The organism is Serratia nevei (genome assembly GCF_024160145.1).
In the GTDB taxonomy this organism is placed as follows: domain Bacteria; phylum Pseudomonadota; class Gammaproteobacteria; order Enterobacterales; family Enterobacteriaceae; genus Serratia; species Serratia nevei_A.
The window spans coordinates 167,590-183,623 of record NZ_JAMYWQ010000002.1 but is presented as its reverse complement, the minus strand read 5'-3'; the positions used below and the strand labels follow the sequence as shown (position 1 = coordinate 183,623).

Genomic DNA, 16,034 nt, shown 5'->3' with positions numbered 1-16,034 from the left:
ACTACTCTCCTGAAGCGATAAAAAACCGGCCATTACCCCAATCAGACGGCATCCACCGTCACTTAGTCGTGTAACAGCAACGATATCTCGGCAGCGGCCATGCGCAACAACGGCAAGTGGTGCTGATACAACCTCTCGGCGGAAACCTGGCCGGCGTGCACACCGACGTTCAACGCTGCGGCGATGCGGCCGTCCGGCGTGGTGAGCGGCACCGCCAGTGAACGCAAGCCAATCTCCAGCTCCTGATCGTTAATGGCGTATCCTTGCTGACGTACGCGTGCAAGCTCTTCTCGCAGCGCACTGACGCTCACCAGGGTATGACTGGTGTAGCGCAGTTGCGTCAACCGCGCCAAATAGTCATTTAATGGCTCATTGGCGAGCCCGCTTAGCAACACCCGCCCCATCGACGTCGTGCTGGCAGGTAAACGGCTGCCGACGTGCAAATCGATGGTCATGATCCGCGAAGTCGATGCGCGGGCAATATAAAGAATATCATCACCGTCCAATATGGCCATGGAACAGGATTCATTGAGCGTTTGGCTGAGTTGTCTCAACACCGGCTGCGCGGCGTTGGCCAATGGAGAAGCCGCCAGCCAGTTATGACCCAGCGATAAAACGCGCGGGCGCAGCTCATAGTTCTTACCGTCTTCCGCGAACACAAAGCCCAGCTTACTCAGCGTATAAAGACAGCGGCGCACCGCCGCGCGCGGAATGCCGGTACGCTGGCTAATCTGCGATACCGACATCAACCGCCGTTGCGGCGTAAAAGCCTGCAAGACTTCCAATCCACGCGCCAAAGAGGCCATAAAGTCGGGATCCCCCTTCCAGGGATCGGTGCTGCTGCGCGTAATTTCCTGTTCTTTTTCCATTCTCGCTACCTCACTGTTTGCCTGAAATATCGGTGTGCCGACGATCACACCCTGTGCATACCCCTCGAACAATAGCCGATAATCGCACACTTTTTCGATAATCGGTATTGTTTGCCTGAGAAGGACGATCTACTTTCCCATTAACGATAAGCAGTCCCCCGCGGGCGCTGAATGAAAGGAACAAACGATGATCGATAAAAGTGTGTCCACCCTGGAAGACGCCGTGTCTGTCATCCCGGACGGCGCGAGCATCATGATTGGCGGCTTTGGCCCTGCGGGACAGCCGCTGGAACTGATCGGTGCCTTGATTGAACGCGGTGCCCGCGAGCTAACGGTAATCAGCAATAACGCCGGCAACGGCGACAGCGGCCTCGCGGCGCTGCTCAAGGCCGGCTGCGTGCGAAAGATGATTTGTTCCTTCCCGCGCCAGGTCGATTCGTGGGTCTTCGACGATCTTTATCGCCGCGGCGCGATCGAACTGGAACTGGTGCCGCAGGGCAACCTTGCCGCCCGCATGCAGGCCGCCGGCAGCGGATTAGGCGGCATTTTCACCCCAACGGCCTTTGGCACGCCGCTGGCGCAGGGCAAAGAAACGCGTGAAATCGACGGACGCCATTACGTGTTTGAAACGCCCTTGAAGGCTGATTTCGCCTTGATAAAGGCCCATCGGGGCGACCGCTGGGGCAATCTGGTTTACCGCAAAGCCGCACGTAATTTTGGTCCGGTAATGGCGATGGCCGCCGCCACAACGATAGCGCAGGTCGCTGAATTGGTTCCGTTGGGCACGCTGGATCCGGAAAACGTGATAACACCGGGCATCTTCGTACAGCGCCTGGTGGCGGTGGCACACCCCGCGAGCATTTCCATCTCAGCCTGAGGAGTTCTACATGCAAAAATTAACCCGTGACCAGCTAGCCCAACGGGTAGCGCACGATATTCCGGAAGGATCCTATGTCAACCTCGGGATCGGGCTGCCCACGCGGATCGCCAACTACCTGCCCGCCGACAAGGAAGTGATCCTGCACAGCGAAAACGGCCTGCTCGGCATGGGGCCGTCGCCCGCACCGGGCGAAGAGGACCCGGAACTCATCAACGCCGGTAAAGAGCTGGTGACACTGCTGCCCGGCGGCTGTTATTTCCATCATGCCGACTCTTTTACCATGATGCGCGGCGGCCATCTCGATATCTGCGTGATGGGGGCTTATCAGGTGTCAGCCAGCGGCGATCTGGCCAACTGGAGCACCGGCGCCGAAGACGCGATCCCAGCGGTGGGCGGCGCCATGGATCTGGCCATCGGCGCGCGCAAAGTCTATGTGATGATGGATTACCTGACCAAGGCCGGCGAATGCAAGCTGGTGGAACGGTGCAGCTATCCGTTGACCGGGCTAGGTTGCGTCAGCCGTATTTATACGGATATGGCGATCGTTGAGATTACGCGGGACGGCCCGCTGGTGCTGGAGCTGTGTCCGGGGCTCACCTTTAACGCGCTGCAAGCGTTAACCCCGATACGTTTACTGCAATCCGAATTGACCCCCGCTTGAGGAAATCGCCATGCAACAGGCTTTTATCTGCGATGCTGTTCGTACGCCCTTTGGCCGTTACGGTGGCGCCTTATCCGCTCTGCGCGCCGACGATTTGGCCGCCCTGCCCCTGAAGGCGCTGCTTGCCAGACTGCCACAGTTGGAACCGCAGGCCATTGATGACGTTATCTTGGGTTGCGCCAACCAGGCCGGCGAAGACAACCGCAACGTGGCGCGAATGGCGCTGCTGTTAGCAGGGTTGCCCCACTCCGTGCCGGGCACCACCCTCAATCGCCTGTGCGGCTCGGGATTGGACGCGGTAGGAGCCGCGGCACGCGCCATTAAATGCGGCGAAGCGGAGATTATCATCGCGGGCGGCGTGGAAAGCATGTCACGCGCGCCGTTTGTCACAGGCAAAGCGGACAGCGCTTTCAGTCGGTCGTTGAAAATGGAAGATACGACCATGGGATGGCGCTTTATCAACCCGCAAATGCGCGCTCAGTTCGGTGTCGACACCATGCCTGAAACCGCCGAAAATGTGGCTCGCGATTTCACCATCAGCCGCGCCGATCAAGACGCCTTCGCGTTGCGCAGCCAACAGCGCACCGCCCGCGCTCAGGCGCTGGGCCTGTTTGATGAGGAACTGATCCCCGTCAGCATTCCCCAGCGCAAAGGCGAACCGCTTTGCATCATGCGCGACGAACATCCCCGCAGCACCTCTTTGGCTGCGCTGGCTGCTCTGAAGGGCGTCGTACACGCCGAGGGGAGCGTCACCGCCGGCAACGCATCGGGCATCAACGACGGCGCCAGCGCCCTGCTCATTGCCAGCGAGCAGGCCTCGGTGCAGTATGGACTCGCCCCGCTGGCGCGGGTGGTCGCCATGTCAGCCTGCGGCGTAGAACCGCGCATCATGGGTTACGGGCCGGTACCCGCGGTCCGCAAGGTACTGGCGCAAACCGGTTTGAGCCTGGCGCAAATGGACGTCATCGAATTGAATGAAGCCTTTGCCGCCCAGGCGCTGGCCGTGACGCGCACCCTGGGGTTACCGGATGACGCGGAACAGGTCAACCCTAACGGCGGCGCCATCGCGCTGGGCCACCCCTTGGGTGCATCCGGCGGCAGGCTGGCCATGACCGCCGCTTATCAGCTGCGTCGCACCGGCGGGCGCTTTGCCCTGTGCACCATGTGCGTAGGTGTTGGGCAAGGCGTCGCCTTGATTCTGGAACGGGTATAACAATGTCACTCTATAGCGCAATGTTTATGACGTCACCCTTGACGCCCTGCTTCAGCGATACGGCCCTGCTACAGGGCATGCTCGATTTCGAAGCCGGCCTGGCGCAGGCTCTGGCCTCGGCCAGACTGATCGATGCCGAGTCGGCTCGAATCATACGCAGCCACTGCCGGGCGGAGAAACTCGACGCCGCCGCGCTGGCGCAGGCCGCCGGATTGGCGGGCAATTTAGCGATTCCGCTCGTTAAACAGTTGACGGCGCTGGTGGCTCAAAGCTCGCCGGAGGCAGCGCGTTTCGTTCACTGGGGGGCAACCAGTCAGGATGCGATGGACAGCGGGCTGGTGCTGCAACTGCGCAGCGCGCTCAGCCAAACCGAAACGCTGCTCAATCAGTTGATTGCGGCGCTGACGGCGCAATGCCGGCGGCATTGCGCAACGTTAATGGTCGGCCGCACCTGGCTGCAACACGCGTTACCCACAACGCTGGGACTGAAGTTGGCCGGCACGCTGGATGCCCTGCTGCGCTTTCGGGTGCGTCTGGCCGAGATGCGGCCACGCGTGCTCACGCTGCAATTCGGCGGTGCCGCCGGCACGCTCGCCTCACTCGGTAAGCAGGGAGAGCGCGTCGAGCAGGCGCTGGCGGAAGCGCTGGCGCTGCCGCGCAGCGCCACGCCGTGGCATACCCAACGCGACCGCTTGCTGGAACTGGCAAGTTGGTATGCCGGACTCACGGGAACGCTTGGCAAGCTGGCGCGCGACATGTCCCTGTTGATGCAAACCGAGGTCGCTGAAATCAGCGAGCCGTCCGCCCCGGGTCGCGGCGGTTCCTCTACCATGCCGCATAAGCGTAATCCGGTACTTTGCGCCGCCATTCTCAGCGCGGCTAACCGCTTGCCTGCCCTGATGTCGGGGTTATATGCCGGCCTGGTGCAAGAGCACGAACGCGCGCTGGGAGGCTGGCAGGCCGAGTGGCAAAGTCTGCCGCAACTCCTGGTGCTGAGTGGAGCGACATTGGCGCAAAGCCTTGACCTCATCAACGGCCTGGAGGTGCATGAAGCGGCTATGCGGCGCAATCTGGCGCTGACCCAGGGGCTGAACATGGCCGAATCAGTTTCCCTGGCCTTAGCCCCTCTTCTCGGCCGCCAACAGGCGCACCGGCATATAGCGGAATGTTGTCGCCAGGCTCAGGAAACGCAGCAATCCCTGTTAACCCTACTGTGCGCCGATGCGGAAGTCTCTTCCCGACTCAGCCGGGAAGCTCTGGAGACGTTACTCGATCCGGCCAATGCCACAGGCAGCGCACAGCGTTTCATTCAACAAGTTCTGGCAATGGCCGAGAAGGAGCAATGATGTTGAATTATGTCCTGGAAGGGCCCGAAAACGCCCCGGTCGTTCTGTTTAGCAATTCGCTGGGGACGACATTGGCAATGTGGCAACCGCAGCGCGACGCACTCATCTCTCACTATCGTATCTTGCGATACGACGTTGCCGGCCACGGCGCATCACCGCCCGGTGAACAACCCGGCTCGTTGGCGCAACTGGGCAGCCAGGTTCTGTCATTGCTGGACGCGCTGGCGATTGAGCGCGTCCATTTTTGCGGTATCTCTATGGGTGGGTTAACGGGATTATGGCTGGCGCGTTTTCATCCCGAGCGCTTGCTGACGTTGACCCTCGCCAATAGCGCAGCAAAAATCGGGACGGCGGCGAATTGGCGACAACGCGCCGCGCAGGTGCGCCAGTCCGGGATGTCCGCCGTCAGCGATGGCGCAGCATCACGCTGGTTCACGCCGGCATTTTGCCAATCCGCCCACGCCAGGGTGCAAACATTGTTGAAACAGCTCACCGCGTGCGATCCCGACAGTTATGCTGCTTGCTGCGAAGCGCTGGCAAACGCCGATTTGCGCGCCGAGCTGGAAGGTATTCTCGTTCCGACGCTGATTATCGCCGGACATGACGACGCGGTAACCACTGTCGATGATGCAAAAGCGTTAGTGGCGGGCATTCCCGGCGCTCAATTCGTCATCTTGCCCGCCTCCCACCTTTCCAGCGTCGAGGCCTGGCGGGCATTTAATCGCACTTTCCGGGCCTTTTTGGAGGAACAGCTCACGCAGCGGCAGCGCTATCAGCAAGGCATGACGATGCGCAGAGCCGTATTGGGCGATGAGCATGTCGATAATACCCTCGCGGCGCTGACGCCATTCAACGAGGAGTTTCAACATTTCATCACTCGCTACGCCTGGGGAGAAATGTGGACGCGTCAGGGCCTGTCGCGCCATACCCGCAGCTTGCTCACCATCGCGATGTTGATCGCCTTAAATCGCGAAGCTGAACTGAAAATGCATATACGTGCCGCCTTCAACAACGGTGTTACGCGCGAAGAGCTCAAAGAAGTCCTGATGCATGCAGCGCTTTACTGCGGCTTACCCGCCTCGAACGCCGCCTTTCATCTGGCGCAATCCGTCTTTGCCGAACACGATGCCGGGCAGCCACCGGTCGAATAAAACAGTCGTTTATACCGGCACATCCAGTACTCTCTGACGCAGCGCTGCGACCAGGCGCTGCTGCTCAGGGGGCGTGAACGCCTCTTGTCGGGTAATGATGCCTAACGGCTCTGCCATTCCCTGAGTAGGCAACGGCAGCGCACGCAGGTAATTGCTGAACAGATCGTCACGCACCGCGCCGTAAGGCACCAGCCAAACATAGCCATACTGCTGCGTCAGGCAGCGCGCCAGGGTGATCGACAAGGTCTCGACGCATCCTTCGGGCACGGTCAGACCCTGGCTGACAATGAGCGCCTCCGCATTCTGGCGTGGTACGGTCCCCCGTGGTGAGATCACCAATGGCCAACTCAAGGCCTCCGCCAGCGTGACATCCGCATGCAGCAGCGGATGGTGGGGAGAAACCACCAGCCGCAGCGTTTCATGGTACAACAGCTCGAAATTGAGCCCTTCCAGGCGAGAGGGATCTGACATGCGCCCTATCCCTAAGGTTAATTGCCCGGACCTCACCGCCATGATCAACGCATCGTTGGCCAGCGTCGAGACCTGCATGCGCCAGCCTGGGGATTGCTGTTGCAAACCCACCACGACCGGCGCGACCAGACTCACCACCGTGGTAGGAAGTGCGCCGATATGCAACGGTGCCGGCAGCGTCTCGCTGTCCGATGCGACCGTACGCCCCAACACGTTCAGCGCATCCAAAACGCGCTCCGCATCCTGCAGGAAACGCGCCCCGGCGGCGGTCAGTTCCGCCCCCTGCCGGTTGCGCGAAAACAGGCGCTCGCCGGCTAAGTTTTCCAGTTCGTTGAGCGTTTTGGAGAGTGCGGGCTGCGTGAGGCCCAATTGCTGTGCGGCGCGCACCAACGTCCCCTGCTGCGCGGTAGCGACAAAGGCGTGCAGGTGACGCAGACGTATGCGTTGGCTAAACCGAGAGGTCATGTTCATGATTTATAGTATTAACTTGCCGCCGCCGCAGCAAGCCCATTCTCAGGGCGAACGGAGGTCAAATATCAAAAAAAACGGTCTCGTTCTCGCCCTGTAACCAGATATCGAAATGGTATACCGTCTGGTCACCACGCTGACGCCTTTGCGCCAATAACGTGCCGCGCCGTTTTTCCCACTCAATCAGATTCAACACCGGATCTTCGGCGTTCGCCGCCTGCTCGTCGGCAAAGTAAAGGCGCGTATTCAACCCGATATTGATACCGCGGGCCACGATCCATAAATTGAGATGAGGCGCCATCAGGCGACCGTCGCGCCCCATCACTCGCCCCGGTTTAATCGTCTCAAATTGCCACAGGCCACTGGTGAAATCCGAACAGGTTCGCCCCCAGCCGCGAAAAGCGGGATCGTCGGGTTTATCTCGTTGGCCGTCGGCGGGATGCTGGTATCGACCGGCGGCGTTGGCCTGCCAGACTTCAACCAACGCATCCCGAACCGGCGTGCCGGAGCCGTCATAGACATGCCCCTCCACCACGATGCGTTCGCCGCGCGTCTCCGGTTGCGTCAACACATGGGTGAAATTACGCTCGAAAATATCAAAGCCGGCGGCATGCGGCGCCAAACCGATGTGCACATAAGGCCCGGCGGTTTGCGAGGCCGTTTCAGGCAAATATGTTTTCATCACTCCGCTCCCTGTGTACGGTTTTCAAACCACGTGGCCCGATGGCCCCGCAGCACCAGATCGAAGCGGTAAGCCAGGCTGTCCAACGGCACGGCGGCGTGCATATCCAGCTCGGCAATCAGCGTGCGCATCGCATCATTACTGCCTACCGACTGCAAGATGGGGCAGCGAACGAGCAACGGATCGCCTTCGAAATACATCTGCGTGATCAACCGCTGCGCAAACGCCTCGCCGGAGAGCGAGAAGTGAATATGCGCCGGACGCCAGTCGCTGACCTGATTGCGCCAGGGATACGGGCCCGGCTTGATCGTACGGAAGCAATAATACCCTTTCTCGTCCGTCAACATTCTGCCGCAGCCGCCAAAGTTGGGATCGATGGGCGCCAGATACTGATCTTTCTTGTGACGATAGCGCCCTCCCGCATTGGCCTGCCAGACCTCGACCAGCGCGTTGCGCACCGGCGCGCCGAAGGCATCTCTCACAAATCCATGCACGATGATCCGCTCGCCGATCGGTAAGCCGTCTTTGGCGTAGTTCAGGATCAGATCGTTATCAATCGGGCTGACATCCCCTGGCGTGAAGACGGGAGCAGTCAGTTCAGACAGCGAGTTTTGCAATGAGATTAACGCATTGCGCGGCGATCGCAGCACGCTGGTTTTGTACAGCGGCGCCAGCGCCGGCGGATGATGGCTGTAATCGCGATGCACCAGTTCACGAGCCGTCCACTCACTTTTCATCCTGGTATCCTTATTTTTTTCGGGTACATGACGACAGAGTGTAGGAAGCGCAATATGTAAAAGTAAAGTGATAAAATTGATCGCTTTATATAACTAAAAATCATGTAATGTTGCGAATTGACGAAACATTTCATTTGGTCCATAACAGGTTTCAATTCCCGTCGGTGGTTCGCCTCACCACTGAATGGTCGCTTTAAGGTCAACCCATGACCGCTTAACTGGAGGCAATAATGAAACGTTCTATCGCTACGGTCTCGGTATCGGGCTCGCTGCCGGAAAAACTGCGGGCCATTGCCGCCGCAGGCTTTGATGGCGTCGAAATCTTCGATAACGATCTGGTCTATTACCCTGGTTCACCGGCGCAAATTCGTGATCTGTGCGCCGAGCTGGGTCTGGAAATTTTACTGTTTCAGCCGTTTCGGGACTTCGAAGGAGGCCCGCGCGAAAAGCTGGCGCAGAACCTTTCCCGGGCGGCTCGCAAATTTGAAGTCATGCAGCAATTGGGCTGCACGCGCATGTTGCTCTGCAGCAATGTCTCACCCGACAGCAGCGACGACATGGCCACTCAAGTGAGCGATCTGCGCGCGTTGGCGGAATTGGCCGCCGAGTATGATATTACTGTCGGTTATGAATCACTGGCATGGGGACGTCACGTGAATATGTGGCGGGACGCCTGGGCGCGGGTTAAGGCCGTAGACCATCCGGCGTTGGGGCTCATTCTCGATAGTTTTCACATCTTGTCGCGCGGCGATAACCTTGACGGCCTCGATGAAGTGCCACCCGAAAAAATTGTGTTTGTCCAACTGGCGGATGCGCCGCTCTTGAAGATGGACGTGCTCGCCTGGAGCCGCCATTTTCGCTGTTTCCCCGGACAAGGAGAACTGAATCTGGCCCAGTTTATGACTCAGCTTTCCGCTCATGGCTACCGCGGCGCCTGGTCGTTGGAGATATTTAACGATGGTTTCCGCGCCTCGCCGGTGCTGCCCACGGCACAGGACGGTTTCCGGTCGTTGTTGTGGCTGGAGGAACAAACCTATGACTGGCTGGCCAAACAGCCTCTGCTGCCCAACGCGATGGCTTCGCTCATAGAACGTTCATTATTTCATTCAGAGGCGCATCCCCCCTTGCTGGCGCTGGAGTTTATCGAATTTGCCGTCTCACACAACGACGGGCTGGCGATGGGCCAATGGCTGACCCAGCTGGGCTTGGTTCACGCCGGAGAACACCGCACCAAAAGCGTCACCCTCTATCGCAGCGGCAAAGTGAACGTCATTCTGAATGCCCAGCCGGAAAGTCAGGCCAGCGGCTATTATCATTTGCACGGCATTTCCCTTTGCGCCGTTGCATGGCGGGTTCGCGGCGTAGAACGTTTACTGCGGCGGGCGCAAGACTATGGTTATGCCCTCTGGCAAGGAGACACCGGCCCCAACGAGCGGCAGATTCCCGCCCTGTGCGCGCCGGACGGCAGCCTAATCTATCTGGTGGAAGCGGACGAAGACCCCAGGCACGATATTTATCATAACGACTTTCATCTGACCCATCGCAGCGCGCCACAACCCGGGCTACAGAGCATCGATCACCTGGCGATAGCGCTGTCGGACGACTCTTGCGGCAACTGGATCATGTTTCTGCGCAGCGTGCCGGGTTTTGTGCAGGACAACGAATGGGAATTGCCCGATCCGCTGGGTTTGGTCCGCAGCCGCGTGTTGCGCAGCCCCAACGACGCCATCCGGCTGCCGCTGAATATGTCGGTGAGCAAGGAAACCCAAATCGCCCATGCATTAACCACCTATCAGGGCGCGGGATTACAGCATGTCGCCTTTGGCTGCGCGGATTTGTTCAGCGTAGTGAAAGCGGCGCAGCAGCGCGGATTAAAAACGCTGCGCATCCCCGATAACTACTATCAAGATCTCAGAGCGCGTTTCGATCTTGATCCCGTTTTCCTTTCGCAGCTGCAAGCGTTCAATGTGCTCTACGATCGCGACGATCAAGGTGGAGAGTTACTCCACGTCTATACCGTCGCCTATGAGAAAGGACGCTTCTTCTTCGAGCTACTGGAACGTCGGGGCGGCTACCGCGGCTTCGGCGCCGCCAATGCGCCGGTGCGACTGACCGCCATGCGTTAGCCTCTGCGGGCCATTGTGGCCCGCTTATTGTGTCATATGACTGAAAAGGTTAATGATCCTGCTCACACTCCTCATCTGCCTCCAACGCCGTATTTCCCATCCCAATCCCTTTTCACAACAAAATGTTAACATCCATTTGGCGTCACACCGCCCCAAAAGTGACCGATAAACGCACATTATTTCGATAATCGCCATTTATCGTCTCCCCAGCGGCTGCCTATAGTGATGGCTCTCAACTCTTGCACCGGAGCATCCTCATGGCGGAAAACAAAGCAATCAATGTACGGGCGCTGATCGACGGTCGTCCCTTAGGAAAATGGCAAAAGAGGGTCGTGTTGCTCGGCTTTTGCATCATTGCTCTGGATGGATTCGATATCGCCATCATGGGGTTCATTGCTCCCGAGCTGAAAGCGGACTGGCAGATTACTAACCGCGAGCTGGGCCTGGTGATCAGCGCGGCATTGATTGGCCTGTCGTTGGGCGCGATGCTTTCCGGCCCGCTTTCAGACCGATTCGGCCGCAAAGTGGTCATCATTAACAGCGTATTCTTTTTTGGCATCTGGACACTGGCGACGGCATTTTCTCAAAACATGGAGCAGATGATGATATTCCGCCTGCTCACTGGGCTGGGGTTGGGGGCCGCCATGCCGAATGTCGGCACGCTGGTCGCGGAATTCGCGCCTGCCAGGCGCCGCGCTTTCTTAATCACCGTCGTCTTCTGCGGATTCACCTTCGGCGCGGCGTTCGGCGGGTTTGCAGCCTCTTGGCTGATGCCGCGTTTTGGTTGGCACGCCGTGCTGCTGCTCGGCGGCGTTTTGCCGGTTCTGTTCGTTCCCTTGCTGATCGTGGCGTTACCCGAATCGGTTTGCTTCCTGGTGGCGAAACGGGCAGCAAACGGCGGAATTCAGCGAATTTTGGCGAAACTGGCACCCGACCTCGATCTTCGATACAGCACAGTCATACTGCCCGCGCCAAACCAGGCCTGCGCACCTCCCATCAAATTAGTAGTGAGCACGCAGTACCGCTTCGGCAGTTTAATGCTGTGGGGATCGTATTTTGCCGCGCTGTTTCTGTTCTATACGTTGGGCAGTTGGCTGCCGCTGCTCATTAAAGACGGCGGCTTCAACGTCACGCAAGCGGCGATCATCACCGCACTGTTTCAGGCCGGCGGCACGCTGGGTTCGCTGTTCTCCGGCTGGCTGATGGACAGATCCGAACCGCATCGCGCTTTGGCGTCCATTTATGGGATGGGGGCGCTGTTCACTCTGCTTATGGGGCCGGCGATGGGCTACCCCGTTTTGATGGGAGGCTGCGCGATGGCTATTGGATTCTGCATCGGGGGAGCCAACACCGGCATGAACGCGCTGTCGGCCAGTTTTTATCCCACCGAGGCGCGGGCCACCGGCTCCAGCTGGATGCACGGCATCGGTCGTTTGGGCGCCATATTAAGCGCGCTGGCCGGGGCTGAAATGCTGGCGCTCGGCTGGAGCTTCAGCACCATTTTCACCGTCCTGGCGCTGCCGGCGTTGCTGACGGTGGCGATGATCGTCGCCAAAGGACGTCATCAAGTTCGACAAACGGCAGGGCATAGGTATACGACCTGCCTTGACGCGCGTTCAAATGATATTCGCTGAACGCCCCCGTTTGAAAAGCGATGATTGGACAGGGATGGCATGTCCTCCCTTCCCTTCTCCGGAACAGAGGCTTTCCGGCTGCAAGCGCACGACGCCTGAGCCGGAAGACGCACCACCATCCGACGAAAAACGCCACCTCATTCCCCTTACTCAACCACCTCAGAGAACAGTCACTAAGGAGCTCATATGCAAAAAGCGCATAGGACCCGGGACGGGAAAAAGTACCTCCTGTGGTTTCTTGCCGGATTGATGTTCATTATCGGCTTGGCAATCTGCCTTCTCGGCGCCCGATTGGCCTTCGTCGGCGGAACGTTTTATTTCGTGACGATGGGTCTGGCGATGACTATCGCCGCCATACTGATTGCCCGCCGCCGTCGCAGCGGCCTCATCCTGTACGCGATCGCCTTCGCCGCCTCCCTGTTTTGGGCGCTCACCGATGCCGGCTGGCATTACTGGCCGCTGTTCTCGCGCCTTTTCACCCTCGGCGTTTTAGCGTTTCTTTGCGCTATCGCCTGGCCATTGATGCCCGGTCCTTCGGCCAACACAGGCCCGGCTTGCGGTTTAGCGGCAATCCTGGCGATCGGACTGGGCGTCAGCTTTGGGTGGATGTTCAGACCCCAACCGCTGGTCAGCGCGACGAAAGCCATCCCCGTGTTTCCGGTAGCCGCCGGCGAGCAACAAAAGAATTGGGAGCACTGGGGAAATACCCCTTACGGCGATCGCTTCGCCGCACTTGACCAAATAAACAAACGGAACGTTGCCCGATTGCAGGTGGCCTGGACTGCCCATACCGGCGATATTCCCGTAAGCAAGGGTTCGGGTGCGGAAGATCAGAATACGCCTTTGCAGGTCGGCGACACGCTTTATGTCTGCACCCCATACAGTAAAGTGCTGGCTTTAGATGTGGATAGCGGAAAAGAAAAATGGCGTTTCGATCCGCAAGCCGCCTCGCCGAATTGGCAGCGCTGCCGGGGCCTGGGTTACCATGAGAATCACGCCACACCAGAGATATCCCCCCCGAGTCGCCCACCCGCGCGCTGTTCGCGCCGTTTGTTCCTGCCCACGATTGACGCCCGGCTCATCGCCCTTGATGCCGACACGGGGAAATTGTGCGATACCTTTGGCGATCGCGGTACCGTCGATCTCGGCAGTGGCATGGGCGAAATCAAACCGGGCTATTATCAACAAACCTCCACGCCGCTGGTGGCCGGAGAAGTCGTCGTTGTGGGGGGACGCGTAGCGGATAACTTTTCCACTGACGAACCTCCCGGTGTTGTGCGAGCTTATGATGTCCACTCCGGCAAACTCGTGTGGGCATGGGATCCGGGCAATCCTGAACGGAGCGGCCTGCCGCCGGAGGGGCAAACCTATACTCGCAGCACGCCGAATGTCTGGTCAGCCATGTCCTATGACAAGCAGTTGAACCTAATCTATTTACCCACAGGCAATGCGACGCCAGATTTTTTCGGTGGCGCTCGCAGCGCGCTGGACGACAAATACAGCTCCGCCGTTGTCGCCCTGGACGCCGCTACCGGCAAAGTTCGCTGGCACTATCAGACGACCCACCACGATTTGTGGGACTTCGATCTGCCCTCACAGCCACTCTTGTTCGATTTGCCCAACGGCAACGGCGGTATTACGCCGGTTCTGGTGCAAACCAGCAAGCAAGGCATGATTTTCATGCTCAACCGCGTGACCGGCGAGCCCGTCGCACAAGTTGAGGAACGCCCTGTGCCGAAGGGGGTTATCAAGGGTGAACGCTATTCCCCCACCCAGCCGTACTCGGTGGGAATGCCGATGATTGGCAATGAACAACTGAAAGAGTCGGATATGTGGGGCGCTACGCCGATTGACCTGCTGCTATGCCGCATTCAGTTTAAAGAAATGCGCTATCAAGGCATTTTCACCCCGCCGGGTGAAGACCGCGCCCTTCAATATCCGGGGTCCCTGGGAGGGATGAACTGGGGCAGCGTCTCCGTGGATCCGCACAATAACCTGATGTTCGTTAACGACATGCGTCTGGGGTTGGCGCATTATCTGGTGCCGAGGGATAAGGTTCCGACCAACGCCAGCGGTATTGAAATGGGGATAGTCCCGATGGAGGGTACCCCGTTCGGGGCCATGCGAGAACGGTTCCTCTCCCCGCTGGGGATCCCCTGCCAGAAACCGCCGTTCGGCACGATGTCCGCCGTTGACCTGACTACCGGCAAATTGGTGTGGCAGGTCCCTGTCGGAACCGTCGAGGATACCGGGCCGCTCGGCATCAGCATGCATATGCCGATCCCTATCGGCATGCCAACGCTGGGCGCGCCGCTGTCGACGCAGTCGGGCCTCCTGTTTTTCGCCGGCACGCAGGATTTCTATTTACGCGCCTTTGATACCGCCAACGGTAAAGAGATTTGGAAGTCGCGCTTGCCGGTAGGGAGCCAATCCGGCCCGATGACTTACCTCTCGCCGAAAACCGGCAAACAGTACATTGTCATTAATGCAGGGGGCGCACGCCAATCAACGATGCGCGGCGACTACATTATTGCCTATGCGCTACCGGACAAGTAATCAGGCACGCGAAATATCAAGTGGGCATCGGGTTTAGTGAGTGAGTCAATCCTGTCAGCAACGGGCGGCGTCAAATCCGCCCTATCGTTCGCAACATGACAAACGGTAAGACGAAGAGACGGTTTGATAACATCGGAAAAGGGTCGGGAAAAGGAAATGAGGGACAACAGCCGATAACAACGGTGGTTTTACTGTGATGGGGATCGTTGAAAGATTTATTCGTAAGTGATTGAATAATGGCGGAGAGAGGGGGATTTGAACCCCCGGTAGAGTTGCCCCTACTCCAGTTTTCGAGACTGGTCCGTTCAGCCGCTCCGGCATCTCTCCTGACAACGCTTGCTATCATGCCCGCTTTTGCGGCATTTTTACAGCATTAGCATACCGCTGAACGTTCAAGTGACGACTTTACGAGCAACCTGATGATTAAATGGCCGTGGAAAGCGACTCAACCCTCTCAACCCCAGGCAGACACTCAGGCCCAGTGGCAGGACGCGTTGGCGATCCCGCTGCTCTCGCCGCTGAATGAGCAGGAGCGGCAGCGGCTGGTGGCCGTTGCCGGGCAGATTTTGCAGCAAAAGCGCATCGTGCCGTTGCAGGGGCTGCAGCTCACTTCACAAATGCAGGCGCGCATCGCCCTGCTGTTCGCCCTGCCGGTGCTGGAGCTCGGCGCGGAGTGCCTCGACGGCTTCAATGAAATTCTGCTCTACCCCACCCCGTTCGTGGTGGAAGACGAATGGCAGGACGAAATTGGCCTGGTGCACTCGGGGCCGGTGGTGCAGTCCGGCCAAAGCTGGGAACAGGGGCCGATCGTGCTCAATTGGCAAGACGTGCAGGACTCTTTCGATCTCTCCGGTTTCAATCTGGTGATCCACGAAGCGGTGCACAAACTGGATATGCGCAACGGCGGCGTCGCCACCGGCGTGCCGCCGATCCCGCTGCGCGAAGTGGCTGCCTGGGAGCACGATCTGCACGCCGCGATGGAAAGCCTGCAGGACGAGATCGACATGGTCGGCGAAGAGGCCGCCAGCATGGATGCTTACGCCGCCACCGATGCGGCCGAGTGCTTCGCCGTGCTGTCGGAGTATTTCTTCAGCGCCCCCGAGCTGCTGGCCGAGCGCTTCCCGGCGCTGTATCAGCACTTTTGCCGCTTCTACCGCCAGGATCCGCTGGCGCGCCTGCTGCGCAGCCAGGCAGAAAACGACGCGCAATGGGCTGATTGACGGGCGCATTGCTCAGATAC

Annotated in this window: 13 protein-coding genes and 1 tRNA gene; 9 read left to right on the top strand and 5 right to left on the bottom strand. The window is 59.0% G+C overall.

Features of this window, described 5'->3' with window-relative positions:
• Positions 1 to 62: 62 nt before the first annotated feature.
• Positions 63 to 869: an IclR family transcriptional regulator domain-containing protein gene (locus tag M6G53_RS02595; protein ID WP_253328673.1), complete on the bottom strand. Its 807-nt coding sequence runs from the start codon at positions 867 to 869 to the stop codon at positions 63 to 65.
• Positions 870 to 1,056: 187 nt separating this feature from the next.
• Here M6G53_RS02595 and M6G53_RS02590 point away from each other — a divergent pair, with 187 nt between their 5' ends.
• Genes M6G53_RS02590 through pcaDC form a run of 5 tightly spaced genes read left to right on the top strand, consistent with a single transcriptional unit; the run spans position 1,057 to position 6,120 of the window.
• Complete coding sequence (locus tag M6G53_RS02590) at positions 1,057 to 1,746, top strand: 3-oxoacid CoA-transferase subunit A (protein ID WP_253328671.1); 690 nt, start codon at positions 1,057 to 1,059, stop codon at positions 1,744 to 1,746.
• A gap of 10 nt (positions 1,747 to 1,756) precedes the next feature.
• Positions 1,757 to 2,410: a 3-oxoacid CoA-transferase subunit B gene (locus M6G53_RS02585; protein WP_253328669.1), complete on the top strand. Its 654-nt coding sequence runs from the start codon at positions 1,757 to 1,759 to the stop codon at positions 2,408 to 2,410.
• Between the two features lie 10 nt (positions 2,411 to 2,420).
• Positions 2,421 to 3,623: a 3-oxoadipyl-CoA thiolase gene (gene pcaF / locus M6G53_RS02580; protein WP_253328661.1), complete on the top strand. Its 1,203-nt coding sequence runs from the start codon at positions 2,421 to 2,423 to the stop codon at positions 3,621 to 3,623.
• Positions 3,624 to 3,625: 2 nt separating this feature from the next.
• Entirely contained in the window at positions 3,626 to 4,969 is a 1,344-nt protein-coding gene (locus tag M6G53_RS02575; RefSeq protein WP_253328659.1) for a 3-carboxy-cis,cis-muconate cycloisomerase, read from the top strand.
• Positions 4,966 to 6,120, top strand: a complete 1,155-nt coding sequence (pcaDC, locus tag M6G53_RS25650; protein ID WP_436286511.1) for a bifunctional 3-oxoadipate enol-lactonase/4-carboxymuconolactone decarboxylase PcaDC — start codon at positions 4,966 to 4,968, stop codon at positions 6,118 to 6,120. The genes M6G53_RS02575 and pcaDC overlap by 4 nt, the downstream gene beginning before the upstream one ends.
• Positions 6,121 to 6,129: 9 nt before the next feature.
• On the opposite strand, the gene M6G53_RS02560 is transcribed toward pcaDC, so the two are convergent.
• Genes M6G53_RS02560 through pcaH form a run of 3 tightly spaced genes read right to left on the bottom strand, consistent with a single transcriptional unit; the run spans position 6,130 to position 8,478 of the window.
• Positions 6,130 to 7,062: a LysR substrate-binding domain-containing protein gene (locus M6G53_RS02560; RefSeq protein WP_253328657.1), complete on the bottom strand. Its 933-nt coding sequence runs from the start codon at positions 7,060 to 7,062 to the stop codon at positions 6,130 to 6,132.
• 58 nt (positions 7,063 to 7,120) lie between these two features.
• Positions 7,121 to 7,741 carry a protocatechuate 3,4-dioxygenase subunit alpha gene (gene pcaG, locus M6G53_RS02555; protein ID WP_253328655.1) on the bottom strand — a complete coding sequence of 207 codons (621 nt, stop codon included), beginning with the start codon at positions 7,739 to 7,741 and terminating at the stop codon, positions 7,121 to 7,123.
• Positions 7,741 to 8,478 (bottom strand): protocatechuate 3,4-dioxygenase subunit beta, encoded by a 738-nt coding sequence (gene pcaH / locus M6G53_RS02550; protein ID WP_253328654.1) that lies wholly within the window; start codon positions 8,476 to 8,478, stop codon positions 7,741 to 7,743. Before pcaH ends, pcaG begins: the two co-directional genes overlap by 1 nt.
• 230 nt (positions 8,479 to 8,708) lie before the next feature.
• Here pcaH and M6G53_RS02545 point away from each other — a divergent pair, with 230 nt between their 5' ends.
• The 3 genes from M6G53_RS02545 to M6G53_RS02535 all read left to right on the top strand — a co-directional run bounded on the left by M6G53_RS02545 (position 8,709) and on the right by M6G53_RS02535 (position 14,794).
• The gene (locus M6G53_RS02545) at positions 8,709 to 10,604 is read left to right on the top strand and encodes a bifunctional sugar phosphate isomerase/epimerase/4-hydroxyphenylpyruvate dioxygenase family protein (protein WP_253328652.1); all 1,896 of its coding nucleotides are present in this window, start codon (positions 8,709 to 8,711) and stop codon (positions 10,602 to 10,604) included.
• A gap of 257 nt (positions 10,605 to 10,861) precedes the next feature.
• Positions 10,862 to 12,238: an MFS transporter gene (locus M6G53_RS02540; RefSeq protein WP_253328650.1), complete on the top strand. Its 1,377-nt coding sequence runs from the start codon at positions 10,862 to 10,864 to the stop codon at positions 12,236 to 12,238.
• A 186-nt stretch (positions 12,239 to 12,424) separates the two neighbouring features.
• Complete coding sequence (locus M6G53_RS02535; protein ID WP_253328648.1) at positions 12,425 to 14,794, top strand: membrane-bound PQQ-dependent dehydrogenase, glucose/quinate/shikimate family; 2,370 nt, start codon at positions 12,425 to 12,427, stop codon at positions 14,792 to 14,794.
• A 237-nt stretch (positions 14,795 to 15,031) separates the two neighbouring features.
• Here the strand turns inward: M6G53_RS02535 and M6G53_RS02530 are convergent.
• Positions 15,032 to 15,121: transfer RNA gene (locus M6G53_RS02530), tRNA-Ser, on the bottom strand.
• 92 nt (positions 15,122 to 15,213) lie between these two features.
• On the opposite strand from M6G53_RS02530, the gene mtfA reads away from it, so the two are divergent.
• Positions 15,214 to 16,014 carry a DgsA anti-repressor MtfA gene (gene mtfA / locus M6G53_RS02525; RefSeq protein WP_060439574.1) on the top strand — a complete coding sequence of 267 codons (801 nt, stop codon included), beginning with the start codon at positions 15,214 to 15,216 and terminating at the stop codon, positions 16,012 to 16,014.
• The last annotated feature ends 20 nt before the right edge of the window (positions 16,015 to 16,034 follow it).

Coding starts and splice junctions, on each gene's coding strand:
- pcaF (WP_253328661.1), top strand. CDS start 2,421: ATGCAACAGGCTTTTATCTGCGATGCTGTTCGTACGCCCTTTGGCCGT.
- M6G53_RS02560 (WP_253328657.1), bottom strand. CDS start 7,062: ATGAACATGACCTCTCGGTTTAGCCAACGCATACGTCTGCGTCACCTG.
- mtfA (WP_060439574.1), top strand. CDS start 15,214: ATGATTAAATGGCCGTGGAAAGCGACTCAACCCTCTCAACCCCAGGCA.
- M6G53_RS02585 (WP_253328669.1), top strand. CDS start 1,757: ATGCAAAAATTAACCCGTGACCAGCTAGCCCAACGGGTAGCGCACGAT.
- M6G53_RS02575 (WP_253328659.1), top strand. CDS start 3,626: ATGTCACTCTATAGCGCAATGTTTATGACGTCACCCTTGACGCCCTGC.
- pcaG (WP_253328655.1), bottom strand. CDS start 7,741: ATGAAAACATATTTGCCTGAAACGGCCTCGCAAACCGCCGGGCCTTAT.
- M6G53_RS02595 (WP_253328673.1), bottom strand. CDS start 869: ATGGAAAAAGAACAGGAAATTACGCGCAGCAGCACCGATCCCTGGAAG.
- pcaH (WP_253328654.1), bottom strand. CDS start 8,478: ATGAAAAGTGAGTGGACGGCTCGTGAACTGGTGCATCGCGATTACAGC.
- M6G53_RS02540 (WP_253328650.1), top strand. CDS start 10,862: ATGGCGGAAAACAAAGCAATCAATGTACGGGCGCTGATCGACGGTCGT.
- pcaDC (WP_436286511.1), top strand. CDS start 4,966: ATGATGTTGAATTATGTCCTGGAAGGGCCCGAAAACGCCCCGGTCGTT.
- M6G53_RS02545 (WP_253328652.1), top strand. CDS start 8,709: ATGAAACGTTCTATCGCTACGGTCTCGGTATCGGGCTCGCTGCCGGAA.
- M6G53_RS02590 (WP_253328671.1), top strand. CDS start 1,057: ATGATCGATAAAAGTGTGTCCACCCTGGAAGACGCCGTGTCTGTCATC.
- M6G53_RS02535 (WP_253328648.1), top strand. CDS start 12,425: ATGCAAAAAGCGCATAGGACCCGGGACGGGAAAAAGTACCTCCTGTGG.